This is a genomic window from Cupriavidus campinensis (assembly GCF_905397395.1).
GTDB classification, from domain to species: Bacteria; Pseudomonadota; Gammaproteobacteria; order Burkholderiales; family Burkholderiaceae; genus Cupriavidus; species Cupriavidus campinensis.
The window spans coordinates 16044-29420 of record NZ_CAJPVH010000001.1; the positions used below are offsets into that span (position 1 = coordinate 16044).

Annotated in this window: 9 protein-coding genes and 2 tRNA genes; 9 read left to right on the forward strand and 2 right to left on the reverse strand. The window is 68.7% G+C overall.

The window, feature by feature from the left end:
• Positions 1 to 53: 53 nt before the first annotated feature.
• The 9 genes from KHO18_RS00085 (at position 54) to KHO18_RS00125 (ending at position 8604) form a co-directional block, all read left to right on the forward strand.
• A complete protein-coding gene (locus tag KHO18_RS00085; protein ID WP_144202325.1) occupies positions 54 to 1613 on the forward strand; it encodes an ABC transporter ATP-binding protein in 1560 nt (519 codons plus the stop codon).
• Entirely contained in the window at positions 1603 to 2694 is a 1092-nt protein-coding gene (locus KHO18_RS00090; protein WP_211942555.1) for an ABC transporter permease, read from the forward strand. Before KHO18_RS00085 ends, KHO18_RS00090 begins: the two co-directional genes overlap by 11 nt.
• Positions 2694 to 3656, forward strand: coding sequence for an ABC transporter permease (locus KHO18_RS00095; protein WP_186296967.1), 963 nt, complete (start codon positions 2694 to 2696; stop codon positions 3654 to 3656). Before KHO18_RS00090 ends, KHO18_RS00095 begins: the two co-directional genes overlap by 1 nt.
• A gap of 43 nt (positions 3657 to 3699) precedes the next feature.
• Complete coding sequence (locus KHO18_RS00100; protein ID WP_144202321.1) at positions 3700 to 4974, forward strand: amidohydrolase family protein; 1275 nt, start codon at positions 3700 to 3702, stop codon at positions 4972 to 4974.
• Positions 4975 to 5070: 96 nt separating this feature from the next.
• Positions 5071 to 5157 (forward strand) — tRNA-Leu (locus KHO18_RS00105).
• Between the two features lie 329 nt (positions 5158 to 5486).
• Positions 5487 to 6269 carry a hypothetical protein gene (locus KHO18_RS00110; protein WP_244844382.1) on the forward strand — a complete coding sequence of 261 codons (783 nt, stop codon included), beginning with the start codon at positions 5487 to 5489 and terminating at the stop codon, positions 6267 to 6269.
• A 66-nt stretch (positions 6270 to 6335) separates the two neighbouring features.
• A tRNA-Arg gene (locus KHO18_RS00115) sits at positions 6336 to 6412 on the forward strand.
• Between the two features lie 224 nt (positions 6413 to 6636).
• Entirely contained in the window at positions 6637 to 6978 is a 342-nt protein-coding gene (locus tag KHO18_RS00120) for a hypothetical protein (protein WP_144202318.1), read from the forward strand.
• Positions 6979 to 7188: 210 nt separating this feature from the next.
• A complete protein-coding gene (locus KHO18_RS00125; RefSeq protein ID WP_144202316.1) occupies positions 7189 to 8604 on the forward strand; it encodes a DUF1254 domain-containing protein in 1416 nt (471 codons plus the stop codon).
• A gap of 37 nt (positions 8605 to 8641) precedes the next feature.
• On the opposite strand, the gene KHO18_RS00130 is transcribed toward KHO18_RS00125, so the two are convergent.
• Both KHO18_RS00130 and metE read right to left on the reverse strand, forming a co-directional pair.
• Positions 8642 to 10741: a TonB-dependent receptor family protein gene (locus KHO18_RS00130; RefSeq protein WP_144202314.1), complete on the reverse strand. Its 2100-nt coding sequence runs from the start codon at positions 10739 to 10741 to the stop codon at positions 8642 to 8644.
• 135 nt (positions 10742 to 10876) lie between these two features.
• Positions 10877 to 13279 carry a 5-methyltetrahydropteroyltriglutamate--homocysteine S-methyltransferase gene (gene metE, locus KHO18_RS00135; protein WP_144202312.1) on the reverse strand — a complete coding sequence of 801 codons (2403 nt, stop codon included), beginning with the start codon at positions 13277 to 13279 and terminating at the stop codon, positions 10877 to 10879.
• Positions 13280 to 13377: the final 98 nt, after the last annotated feature.

Below are 13377 nucleotides of genomic sequence, written 5' to 3' on the forward strand. Positions count from 1 at the left end.
GATCGCGCCCCTTTCCCATTGGGGGAGGGGCATCACACGCACAGAATAACTAGATGTCGATTCCCCCTCCCGTCCTCCGTCTTTCCCATATCACCAAGCGGTTCGGCCCGCTGACCGCCAACGACGACATTTCGCTCGATCTCCAGCGCGGCGAGGTGCTCGCCCTGCTCGGCGAGAACGGCGCTGGCAAGAGCACGCTGGTCAATATCCTGTTCGGCCATTACGTTGCCGATGCCGGCACCGTCGAGGTGGATGGCGCGGCGCTGCCGCCGGGCAACCCGCGCGCGGCGCTGGCGGCCGGCGTGGGCATGGTGCACCAGCACTTCACGCTGGCCGACAACCTGACCGTGCTCGACAACATCCTGATCGGCACCGAGCCACTCTGGCGCTGGCGCCAGCAGCGCGCCGCCGCGCTCGGCCGCGTGCAGGCCATCGCCCAGCGTTTTGGCCTGGCCGTGCAGCCCAACGCGCGGGTTGGTGCGTTGTCCGTGGGCGAGCGCCAGCGCGTGGAAATCGTCAAGGCGCTGTATCGCGGCGCCCGGGTGCTGATTCTCGATGAACCCACGGCCGTGCTGACGCCGCAGGAGGTAGACAGCCTGTTCACCACGCTGGCGCAGCTGATTGCCGAAGGGCTGTCGGTGATTTTCATCAGCCATAAGCTCGATGAAGTGCTGCGTGTGTCGCATCGCGTGGCGGTGCTGCGCGGCGGCAAGCTGGTGGCCATGCGCGCCGCAGGCGAGACCAGCAAGCAGGAACTGGCCGAACTGATGGTGGGGCGGCGTGTGGAGATGCCCCGGCGCGAGGCCGCCGAGGCGCCCGGGGAGCTGATCGCCACCCTGCGCCGCGCCAACGTGGCCGCGGCGGAGGGGCGCGTGGCGCTGCACGATGTCACGCTGGCCCTGCATGCGGGCGAGATCGTCGGCATTGCCGGCGTGTCCGGCAACGGGCAGGTCACGCTGGCCGAACTGATGAGCGGCATGCTGGCGCCATCGTCCGGCACGGTGACCGTGGAAGGCATCGACCTGCCGGCTGTGCCCCGGCGCTGGATTGCCGCCGGCGTGGCGCGCGTGCCCGAGGATCGCCACGCCGAAGGCGCCGTGGGCGACCTGGCCGTGTGGGAGAACGCGATTGCCGAGCAACTGGGCAACCCGGCGTTCGTGCGGGGCGGGGTGATCCGCAGCGGACCGGCGCGGCGCTTTGCGGCGGCGCTGGCCAGGAAATTCGACGTGCGCGGCGGCGGCATCGACGCCCCCACGCGCACGCTCTCCGGCGGGAATATGCAGAAGCTGATTCTGGGGCGCGCGCTGTCGGTACGCGGCGCGCAGACGCCCCGGCTGGTCATCGCCAGCCAGCCCACCTGGGGGCTGGATATCGGCGCGGTGGCCTACGTCCATCGCCAGTTGCTGGAAGCCGCGGGGGCCGGGGCCGCCGTGCTGCTGATTTCCGAGGATCTCGACGAACTGCTGTCGCTGGCGGACCGCATCGCCGTGATCCATGGCGGACGGCTGACGCCGGCCCGCGCGACGTCCGGCTGGACGCTCGGCACGCTGGGACTGGCCATGGCCGGCGCGGACCACGCCGCGACGCACGGGGAGGTGGCCCATGCGGCTTGAAGCGCGCACCACGGTCTCGCGCACCGCGCTGGTGGCCGCGCCGTTCGGGGCCATCGTCGCCACGCTCGGCATTTGTGCAGTATTGGTCGCCTGGGCCGGCGCGCCGGTCGGCAAGGCGTATTGGCTGTTGCTCGAAGGGGGCTTCGGCTCGCGTTTCGCGTGGTCGGAGACGCTGACCCGCGCCACGCCGCTGATGCTGACCGGGCTGGCCGTGGCGGTGGCGTTCCGCACGCGGCTGTTCAATATCGGCGCGGAAGGGCAGTTGTACCTGGGCGCGCTGGCAGCGGTGGCCGTCGGCGGACAGGTGGATGGGGCTGCCGCGCCGTGGGCGGCCGCGCTGCCGAATGGGCTGCTGTTCGGTCTGATGGTGGCGGCCGGCATGCTGGCAGGCGCTTTGCTGTTGCTGGTGCCGGCGCTGCTGAAGCTGCGGCTGGGGGTGGACGAGGTGGTCACCACGCTGCTGCTGAACTTCATCGTCCTGCTGGGCGTGTCGATGATGCTGGATGGGCCGATGAAGGACCCGCTGGCGATGGGCTGGCCGCAGTCCGTGGCGCTGGTGCCGGAACTCGAACTGTCGCGGCTGCTGGAGCGCTCGCGCGTGCATAGCGGGCTGCTGATCGCCGTGGCGCTGGCCGTGATCCTGTGGGCGGTCAACCGCTTCACGGTGTTCGGCCTGCAGATGCGCGCGGTGGGCGCCAACGCGCGCGCGGCGGCCTTCGCGGGCATGCCGGTGACGCGCGTGACGCTGCTGGCGGCGATGCTGTCCGGCGCGCTGGCGGGGCTGGCCGGCGTGGTCGAGGTGGCGGGGCGCACCGGCTACCTGACGCTGGACATCTCGCCCGGCTACGGCTACGCCGGGGTGGTCATCGCCATGCTGGCAGGGCTGCACCCGATCGGTGTGATTGCCGCGTCGGTGTTCGTGGCGGGCGTGCTGGTGGGCGCGGACGGCATGAGCCGCGCCGTGGGCGTGCCGAATACCATCGCCGACGTGATCGTCGCCGTGGCGCTGCTGACCATGCTGGTGGCCACGATGCTGACGCGCTACCGCGTGCGGTTCGACCGGATCGGGAGGGCCGCCTGATGGAACTGCTCGATATCGTGAGTGCGGCGCCGTTCTGGATCGCCGTGTTGCGCGTGGCCACGCCGCTGATCTTCGGCACGCTGGGGGTGCTGCTGTGCGAGCGCGCCGGGGTGCTCAACCTCGGCATCGAAGGGATCATGGTGGCCGGCGCGTTCTCCGGCTGGCTGGCGGTCTACCTCGGCGCGCCGCTCTGGGGCGGGGTGGCGGTGGCGGCGGGCGTGGGGCTGGCCTTCGGGCTGCTGCACGGCTGGCTGACCGTGTCCCTGGCGCTGTCCCAGCACGTGGCGGGGCTGGGCGTGACGATGCTGGCCACCAGCGTGTCTTACTACGCCTATCGGCTGAACTTCGCACAGGTGTCGTCGCCCCCGACGATCACCCCGTTCGCGCCGATGACATGGTGGGCGGAGGTACCGCTCCTCGGCCCCCTGATCGGCCCGGTGATGGCCGCCGAGACCGCGCTGACGCTGCTGGCGCTGTGCATGGCGCCGCTGATCGGCTGGCTGCTTTATCGCACGCCGCTGGGGCTGGCCCTGCGCATGGTCGGCGAGAATCCGGCGGCGGCAGAAGGGCAGGGCATCCGCGTGGCAGCCGTGCGGATTGGTGCGATCATGGCCGGCTCGGCGCTGATGGCCGTGGGCGGGGCGTTCCTGACGCTCTCCGCCTTCAACGCGTTCTTCTTCAACATGATCAACGGGCGCGGCTGGATCTGCGTGGCGCTGGTGGTCTTTGCCTCGTGGCGGCCCGGCCGGGCGCTGCTCGGCGCGGTGCTGTTCGCCGCGTTCGACGCCCTGCAACTGCGCCTGCAACAGGGCGGGGCGAGCCTGCCGGGCCTGCCGCCGCTGCCGTACCAGGTGTACCTGATGCTGCCCTACGTGCTGTCGATCCTGGCGCTGGTGCTGGTGGCGCGCCGCGCGGCCTATCCGCAGGCGCTGATGAAGCCGTACCGCAAGGGCGAGCGGTGATCCAACCCCATCGCCCCCTATATATAGAAGAGAGAGATTCCACATGTTCGACCTGATCCTGCGCCGCTGCAGCCTGCCCGATGGCCGTACCGACATCGACATCGGCATCGCCAATGGCAAGATCGCCGCCGTGGAGCCGCGCCTGGCCGCCACGGCGGGCGAGGAGATCGACGCCGCCGGCCAGCTCGTCACGCCGCCGTTCGTCGACGCGCACTTCCACATGGATTCGACATTGTCCTATGGGCTGCCGCGCGTGAACCAGTCCGGCACGCTGCTCGAAGGCATTGCCCTGTGGGGCGAGCTGAAGCCGCTGCTGACGCAGGAGGCCATCGTGGAACGCGCGCTGGCCTATTGCGACTGGGCCGTCGCCAAGGGGCTGCTGGCCATCCGCTCGCACGTGGATGTCTGCGATCCGCGCCTGCTGGCCACCGAGGCGCTGCTGCACGTGCGCGAGCGCGTGAAGCCCTACCTCGACCTGCAACTGGTGGCCTTTCCGCAGGACGGCGTGCTGCGGGCGCCCGGCGCGCTGGACAACCTGCGCCGCGCGCTGGACATGGGCGTGGACGTGGTTGGCGGCATTCCGCACTTCGAGCGGACCATGGCGGACGGCGCGGCGTCCGTGAAGCTGCTGTGCGAGGAAGCTGCCGCGCGCGGCCTGCGCGTGGACATGCATTGCGACGAGAGCGATGACCCGATGTCGCGCCATATCGAGACGCTGGCCAGCGAGTCCGTCCGGCTCGGGTTGCAGGGGCGCGTCACGGGCTCGCACCTGACGTCGATGCATTCGATGGATAACTATTACGTGTCCAAGCTGCTGCCGCTGATGCGCGAGGCCGGCGTGGCGGCCATCGCCAATCCGCTCATCAACATCACGCTCCAGGGGCGGCATGACACCTACCCAAAGCGGCGCGGCATGACGCGCGTGCCGGAACTGCTGGCGGCGGGGGTGCCGGTGGCCTTCGGGCACGACTGCGTGATGGATCCGTGGTACGGGCTGGGCACCGGCGACATGCTGGAGGTGGCCCACATGGGCCTGCACGTGGCCCAGATGACCGGGCAGGACGCCATGCGCGCCTGCTTTGCGGCCGTGACCGAGACGCCGGCCAGGATCCTCGGCCTGGACGGCTACGGCCTGGCCCCAGGCTGCCGCGCGGACCTGGTGCTGTTGCAGGCGCGCAATCCGGTAGAGGCCCTCCGCCTGCGCGCCACGCGGCTGGCCGTGCTGCGCGCCGGCAAGGTGGTGGCGCGCACCCCGGCCGCCACCGCCACGCTGGCGCTGGATGGCCGGCCTTCACAGGTGGATTTCCGGCTGCGCTAAGAATCGCCAGGATTTTTTCGGCAGCCTGTTGACAGCCGGCGATCATCGCAGCATAATCTCCTTCTTCGCATCGCCGCAGACATGCAGCGAGACGAAGCCCAGATGGCGGAATTGGTAGACGCACTAGGTTCAGGTCCTAGCGGTGGCAACACTGTGGAGGTTCGAGTCCTCTTCTGGGCACCAATATTTAAATGGCCCCGCGCAAGCGGGGCCATTTCTATTTGTACATCCGGAAAGACAGGCCCCCTGGGGGCCTTTTTTCGTTTCCGGCGCTTGTACGATCTCTGCGGGTTTTGGCTTGCGCGGCAGATCACACAGGCACTCACCATCGCCGGATGTTTGACCTATGCTCAAGTCTGATCGGGCATGGTTCAGAAACGCCCGGCAAGGTGGTTGCCATGAGAAAGCTGGCGTTGCGTGAGAGAGAGGAACGGTCCGGGAGCCATCCCGGATGGAAACCTTGTGCCGCGGCAGACTGGGCACATCATCTGCCGCTCCGATGGTGGCTGCTCATGGCGTTGATGGCCGGCGCGGTCGTGGCCCATGCGGAGGAGGCGGACAACTGGTTCTTGTCCGCTGCCGCGTCAGCACCCGCTCCCGCGCCCACCGTCGGAGCCGCCGCGCCGCCCGAACTCGCCGCAGCGCCCACCAGGCCCGCAGCTCCTCCGGATGCCCTCGCACCGCCGCGCATGGTCGATGGCGATGACGGTCCGGGCCTGCCCCGGCCGGTCTATGCCTCGCTGTCCGCGCAGTCGCGGCCCGTCGATGACGCGCCGGGCCCCGGCGCCATCGATCGCCAGGTCGAGACGTTCCGCGGCGCGCCCCGTCCCGCCCGGTTGCACCTCGACGACGTGACCTCCGCCACCGGCTTTGTCGACAGCAGCGTGCGCAGCATGGCGCTGGCGATGAACACGCCGCTGTCGCGCAATGCCGAAGGGCTGACGCTGCAGTCGCGCGTGGAGATGGCCTATCGCCCTGGCATGTCGCCCGTCGCCAACAACTGGGACGCCGCGCCCGGCGAGGCCAGCGCCACCGGCCTGGCCGTCCGCCTCTACGGGTCCCGCCCGACGCGCATCTCCGGCGTCTATCCCTATGTGGAAGCCGACTGGTGGCAGGACAACCGCGCGAGAACCATCAACATCAACGGCACCCGCATCGACACCGACCTGCTGCGTGGCCTGCTGTCGTTCAACGTTGGCGCCCAGCGCAATTCCATCACCGGCCTGAAGGTCTGGATGAAGGCGCGCGGCGGCCGTAACGCTGGCGCAACGTTGGGCGCACGGTACCGATGGTAGCCATGCCGTTTTTTTCATCAAACGCTTGCACGAAAGGCGAATTGCGATACAATTGCGGCCTCGCGTGCGGCTGTAGCTCAGTTGGATAGAGTACTTGGCTACGAACCAAGGGGTCGTGGGTTCGAATCCTGCCAGCCGCGCCACTATCAGCAAGAAAAACGGGATTGGCGTTTGCCAATCCCGTTTTTCTTTGGTCCTCCCGCATCTGTCTGCAAGTCTCCCCGCCGTACGGCTTCCCCTCGCGAAGTCACCATCCCCCGGCCGTTCACACAATCCCGAAATCCTTCACTTCCGGCCGGTCCGTCGCGTCGCTACACTGGCCGCGTAGGAAATTTCTCAGGCAGTCCCAGACACCAAGGAGATAGGCATGAAGGCACGTAAGCGGGCGTTCCCGATGGCGGCGATGGCGACGGCGGCGGGGCTTTTGATGGGGCAGGTGGGGGTAGCGTGTGCCGAGGGCGGGACGATCCGGTTTGAGGGTGCCATCGTCGCACCGACCTGTGACATGGTGCCGCGAGCCGGGGCGCGGCCGACGCTCCAGTCGCGCTGTCCCGTCCCGGGCGGTGCCGTTGTGCGGACCCTGGCGTTGCCGCGGGCCGGGGAGGGCGAGTCCGTGGGTGCCTATCACCTCGATGTCCGGCCGGCCGATGGCCCGGGCACCCCTGCCGGTATTCCCGCTCGCTATGTCGTGATCGCCACCTATCTCTAGCGCCCGGCCCCCGCCCCGGCAGCCCTTGCCGCTATTCGCCCCCAGCGTGTTCGGTTCCCCCCTTAATTGGGTCGCCGGGACATTGACACGGGCGGATCGGCGGGCACATCATTCGTCCGGAAGAGATGCGCCTCCGGGGCGACAAGCGACGTTTACCCGTCCGTTTGCCCGTCTATCCGGAAGGCCGCCAGTCCAAAGGGAAACGGGGTCATGAATCCTTCGATACGCAATCTGGCCAGCGTGGTCGCGCTGGCCGTCCTGCTCTCCGCATGCTCGTCCACCAACGAGCGTGCGACCACCGTCACGGCCGTCGAGCAGCCGCCCTCCGACCAGGCCATGAAGGCCCTGTCCGCGGAGGTGTTCACCTACGGCTATCCGCTCGTGCTGATGGACGTGACGCGCGAGGTGATGACGGCCCGCACGCCGGCCAACACCTTTGTTCACAAGCGCAGCTTCCCGGATGCCATGTTCACCGACGTGGTCAGTCCCAATGCCGATACGCTGTATTCGACGGCCTGGCTGGACCTGACGAAGGAACCCGTGGTCCTGTCCGTGCCCGATACCGCCGGCCGCTACTACCTGATGCCGCTGATGGATGCGTGGACCAATGTGTTCGCGTCGCCGGGCAAGCGCACCACCGGCACCAAGCGTGGCGCGTTCGCCATCGTCGGACCGGACTGGCAGGGTACGCTGCCCAAGGGCGTGAAGGAGATCCGCTCGCCGACCGCCATGGTCTGGCTGATTGGCCGCACGCAGACCAACGGGAAGCAGGACTTCCCGACCGTGCACCGCCTCCAGGACCAGTACCGCCTGATTCCGCTTTCCGCCTGGCAGAAGGGCGCCCGCGTGGCGCCGCCGGCCGCGCCGCCGCGCGCCACGTTGATCGACACCCAGACGCCGCCCGTCGAGCAGGTGGCCGCCATGGACGCGCAGGCGTTCTTCTCGCGCATGGCCGCCTTGCTGGAGGCCAACCCGCCGGCGCCCGAGGATGCGGCGATGGTCGGGAAGATGCGCCGCATGGGGATCGAGGCCGGCGAGCCGTTCAAGACCACGGTGCTGGAGCCGTCCACGGCGCGCGCCGTGCAGGAAGGCGCGACGGCCGCGCTGGCCGGGATTGCCGCCGAAGCGCGCAAGGGCGCGGCCGGCAGCACCGGCTGGCGCATCGCGCGTGACCTTGGCAGCTACGGCACCGACTACACCAAGCGCGCCGCCATCGCCATGATGGGCCTGGGTGCGAACCTGCCCGAAGATGCGGTCTACCCCGCCACGCGCGCCGATGCCACGGGCCGGCCGTTCGATGGCGGCAGCCGCTACGTGCTGCATTTCGAGAAAGGGCAGTTGCCGCCGGTTAAGGCGTTCTGGTCGCTCACGCTCTACAACAACAAGCAGGCGTTCGTCAGCAACCCGATCCAGCGCTACGCGCTCGGCAGCCGCGACCGCCTGCGCTACAACCGCGACGGCTCGCTCGACATCTATATCCAGTACGAGCGCCCCGACGGCGCGCGCGCGGCCAACTGGCTGCCGGCGCCGCCCGATGGCTTCAACCTCGTGCTGCGCGCCTACTGGCCGGACCAGGCCATGCTGGACGGCAAGTGGGCGCCGCCGGCGGTGCAGCGCGTGAACTGACGCGCGACCTGACGCGCGCCCTGACGGCGCCCCGGCGTCAGAACTTGAACTTCACGCCAGCGTAGAACGCGCGCCCCACGCCCGGGTAGAACACTGCGGTGTTCGCGGTGCGCGCATCGGCCACGGTGCCGAAGTCGCTGATGTAGCGCTTGTCGGCCAGGTTGCGGGCATCGAGGAACAGCGTGACCCCGCGCTGGAATTCATAGCTGGCCTGAATCCCGAACAGCACGTAGGCCGGCACCTTCATCGTGTTGGCGTAGTCCACGTAGGCGCCGGTCGGCACCCAGTCGATCGTTCCCGCCACCCGCAACCCCGCAGCCTGGCTATACGCGAGCGTCGTGCGCAGCACGTGTTTCGGGATGCCGGCGATGCGGTTGTTGCCGTACACCGGGTCGTTGTCGAATCGGAAATCGCTGAAATTCCACAGTTGCGACACGGTGATCTTGTCACCGGGGCCGGCCACGTTGCGCAGCACGTCGGCGCTGGCGCCCAGCTCCACACCCTGCAGGATGGTGCGATTGGCGTTGAAGGTGGAAGCCGGCACATCCGGGCTGACCGTGTATTGCAGCAACTGGTCGCGCACGAGGGAGCGGTACACCGTCAGATCCCAGCCGAAGCGGTCCACCTGGCCGCGCGTGCCAGCCTCCAGCGTCCAGCCGCGCTGCGCGGCCAGCGGCACGAACTGGTTGGTCGCACCGATGGTCTGGTTCAAATCGGAAAAATCCGGGACATCGGCGCTGCGCGTGATGTCGATGAAGGCCTGCACGTCCTTGCGCGGTTCCCAGAGCACGCCGAACTTCGGGTTCACGCCGCTGTAGGTGGTGCCGTCCGACTTGGGCGTGGAGCTGGCGGGCAGACCGCCATAGTCCTGGTACTCGCGCCGGTTGCGGTACGCCTTGGCGCCAGCCATCAGCGCCACGGTGGGCACCACGTAGAGCCGGTCTTCCAGGTACGCCTCGTAGTTATACGCATCCTGCGCCGCGTTCAGCGTTTGCGCGCCCCGGCTGCCGTTCACGTTCACGTACTGGCGCGCGTTGTTGTTGCCGCCGAAGAAGCGCGCACCCGCGATCAGCTGGTTGCGCATGCCGCCCAGCGTGAAATTGCCCGTGTAGCGCGGCGCGAAGCCGTAGGTCCAGTAGTCCTGGTCGATGACCTGGAAGATCGGGTGATACAGGCTCTTGTGGATGACCCAGGTGCTGAAGTCGAGCTGGCCGTTGTCGAGCTTCACGGTCGTCACGTTGGCCAGCCGCTCGGTGCGCGTGTTGCGGGCCTGATCGCCCGCCAGCGCGCTGGCGGAGGCCATGCGCGGGTTGTTCAGCGCGTCGTTCAGGCTCAGCGTGCCCGGCAGCAGCTGATCGACGATGTACGCGCCGAAGTAGAAGCGCGTTTCCACGGACGGGCTGAAGCGATAGCCGAGGTTGGCGTTGAGCTGCTCGTACTGGCCGCGCTCGTGGTTCCGGTAGCCCTCCGAATGGTTCACGGTCAGGTTGGCCAGGAAGTCCCACGCGCCGATCTGGCGCGACACCTGCCCGCTCGCGCGGATCGTGCCGAAGCTGCCGCCGTCCACGCGCGCCATGTTCGGCGCCTCGGCGTTCAGGGCGGTTGGGGTGGTGAAGTTGATCGCGCCGCCCAGCGTGGTGCTGCCATAGGCGAGGCCGTTGCCGCCCTTGTAGATCTCCGCCGCCGACAGGCCAATCGGATCGATCTGATAGAAGTCGCCGCTGCCATCGGCGAAGTTGGTCGGTACGCCGTCCTGGAGGATGTCGATGCCGCGCGTGTGGAAGCCGCGCGCCACGCCCGAGCCGCGCACCGACAGGCGCAGTTCCTGGCCGTAGCGTTCCTGGACGTAGACGCCGGGCGCATCCTTGAGCACATCTCGCAGATCGCTGGCGTAGGTGTTGGTATACGACGCCGCGTCAACGAACCCCACCGAGCCAGCGGATTCGAACAGCGACCGGCGCTGCTGGCCGATGCTCGGCGCGGTCAGCGATCCCGCCGCCGGGGCCGTCGCGGTGACGGTGGGCAGCACGTGCTCGGGCGTAGGGTCGGGCGCGCTGGCGGCCTGGCCCAGCGCAGCCGTGGACAAGGCGGCCGCGGGCAGGACTGCCGCGCGGCGCCAGGGATTGGCTCGTTTCATGACTTCCTCTTGGAATTTTCCCGAGAGGATACGGGCTGGCCAGCGCGCGCACCATGTGACACAAGGACACAGCTGCGCGCGCAGGGCGCCGTTTTTCCGGCCGATTTCCTGATCTAGCTCTGACGTGGCTCTGACCTATACCGCCGCCTGTCCCGCGCAGGCCGGGGCGCACGCCGCCGTGTGCGTATGGCTGACAACCGCGCCGACAACCGCGCCGACCTGCGCGCTGGCCGGGCGATCCACCCGCTTCCACGACACGGGCACCTGCCCAGCCAGCTTGCCGCGCAGCTGCCGCGCCGCCGCTACCATATTGGCCAGCGCCGCCTCGGTCTCCGGCCAGCCGCGCGTCTTCAGTCCGCAGTCCGGGTTGACCCACAGCCGTTGCGGCGGAATGACCTCGCAGGCGCGCTCGAGCAGCCGCGTCACGGCTTCCACGGTCGGCACGCGCGGGGAGTGGATGTCGTAGACGCCCGGGCCAATCTCGTTCGGATAGTCGAATTCGCCGAAGCCCTCCAGCAGTTCCATGGCGGAGCGCGAGGTCTCGATGGTGATCACGTCCGCGTCCATGGCGGCGATGGCCGGCAGGATGTCGTTGAACTCCGCATAGCACATATGGGTGTGGATCTGCGTCGCGTCGGCCACACCGGCGGCCGAGAGCCGGAAGGCGTTGACAGCCCAGTCCAGGTAGGCCGCCCAGTCCGCGCGGCGCAGCGGCAGGCCCTCGCGCAATGCCGGTTCGTCGATCTGGATTACGCGGATGCCGGCCGCCTCCAGGTCGCGCACCTCGTCGCGGATGGCCAGCGCCAGTTGCCGTGCCGTGGTGGCGCGCGGCTGGTCGTCCCGCACGAAGGACCATTGCAGCATCGTCACCGGGCCGGTGAGCATGCCCTTCATCGGCTTGTCCGTCAGGGACTGCGCGTAGCGGGCGGTCTCCACCGTCATCGGTTCGGGGCGGTACACATCGCCATAGATCACCGGCGGCTTCACGCAGCGCGAGCCGTAGCTCTGCACCCAGCCGTTCTCGGTAAAGGCGTAGCCGCATAGCTGTTCGCCGAAATATTCGACCATGTCATTGCGCTCGGCCTCGCCGTGGACCAGCACGTCCAGCCCCAGCGCCTCCTGCTTGCGCACCGCCAGTTCGATCTCGCCGCGAATCCGTTCGAGGTATTCCAGCGCGCCGATGTCGCCGCGCTTGTAGGCCGCGCGGGTCTGGCGGATGGCCGGCGTCTGCGGGAACGAGCCGATGGTGGTGGTCGGCAGCGCCGGCAGGGCCAGCGCGGCGCGCTGGCGCTCGATGCGGAGGTCGAACGCGCTGGCGCGGTCGGCCATGCCGGCCGTCACGTCGGCCAGCCGCTTCTGCACTTGTTGGTTCACCACCCGGCGCGAGGTGCGGCGCGCGGCCTGGGCTGCATCGCTGGCCGCGAGGGCTTCGGCGACGGCCGCCTCGCCCTGGTTCAGCGCCGTGGCGAGCGTATGCAGTTCATCGAGCTTCTCGGTGGCGAAGGCTAGCCAATTCCTGAGTTCCGGGTCGAGCCGCTGTTCGGCATCGAGCGAAACCGGCACGTGCAGTAGCGAGCAGGACGGGGCGATCCACAGCCGATTGCCGAGCTGCGCGTGCAGCGGCTTCAGCGTGTCCAGCACGGCGCGCAGGTCGGCCCGCCAGATATTGCGGCCATCGATCACGCCGACGGACAGCACGGCGTCAGCCGGCAGCACGGCCTGCCACGCGGCCAGCTGCTGCGGTGCGCGCACCAGATCGATATGAAAACCGTGCACGGGCAGCGCGGCGGCACGGGCGGCGTGGGGCGCGGCGGTGTCGAAGTAGGTGGCCAGCAGCAGCTTGACCCCGGCAGCGGCCAGCGTGGGGTAGGCGGCGTCGAAGGCGTCGAGCCAGGGCGCATCGAGGTCCAGGCACAGGGCCGGCTCGTCGATCTGCACCCATTCGATGCCGCGCGCCTTGAGCTGGGCGAGGATGCGGGCGTAGGCCGCCACCACCTTGGGCAGCAGGCTCAGGCGGTCGAACCCCGCCACGTGGGATTTGGACAGCCACAGGTAGGTCACCGGCCCGATCAGCACCGGACGCGTGGGCAGGCCGAGCGCCAGCGCCTCGTCGATTTCGTCGAGATACCAGGACGGACCGCCGTCGAAGGTGGATTCGGCATCGAGTTCCGGCACCAGGTAGTGGTAGTTCGTATCGAACCACTTGGTCATTTCCATGGCCGGCTGACCCACGTTGCCGCGCGCCAGTTCGTAGTATTGCGAGAGCGTCAGCGCGGCCGGGTCGAAACCGAAGCGCCGGGGCAGGGCACCGAGCAGCGCGGTGGTACCGAGCATCTGGTCATACCAGGCGAAGTCGCCGGCGGCCACGGTGGCCAGGCCCGCATTGGCCTGCAACTGCCAGTGGCGGCGGCGCAGCGCGGCGCCGGTCTCGCGCAGCGCGGCTTCGGGCGTCTCGCCGCGCCAGAACGCCTCCTGCGAGAATTTCAGTTCACGGCGCGCGCCGATGCGCGGAAAGCCGAGGATGTGGGTGCGTGCCATGTGTGGGCTCCAGAGATGGGAAATGTTCGATCTGGCGCACAGTCTCTGATGGCGAGTAGAATGAATCAAGCGACATGTTTTAAACAATATATGAATTT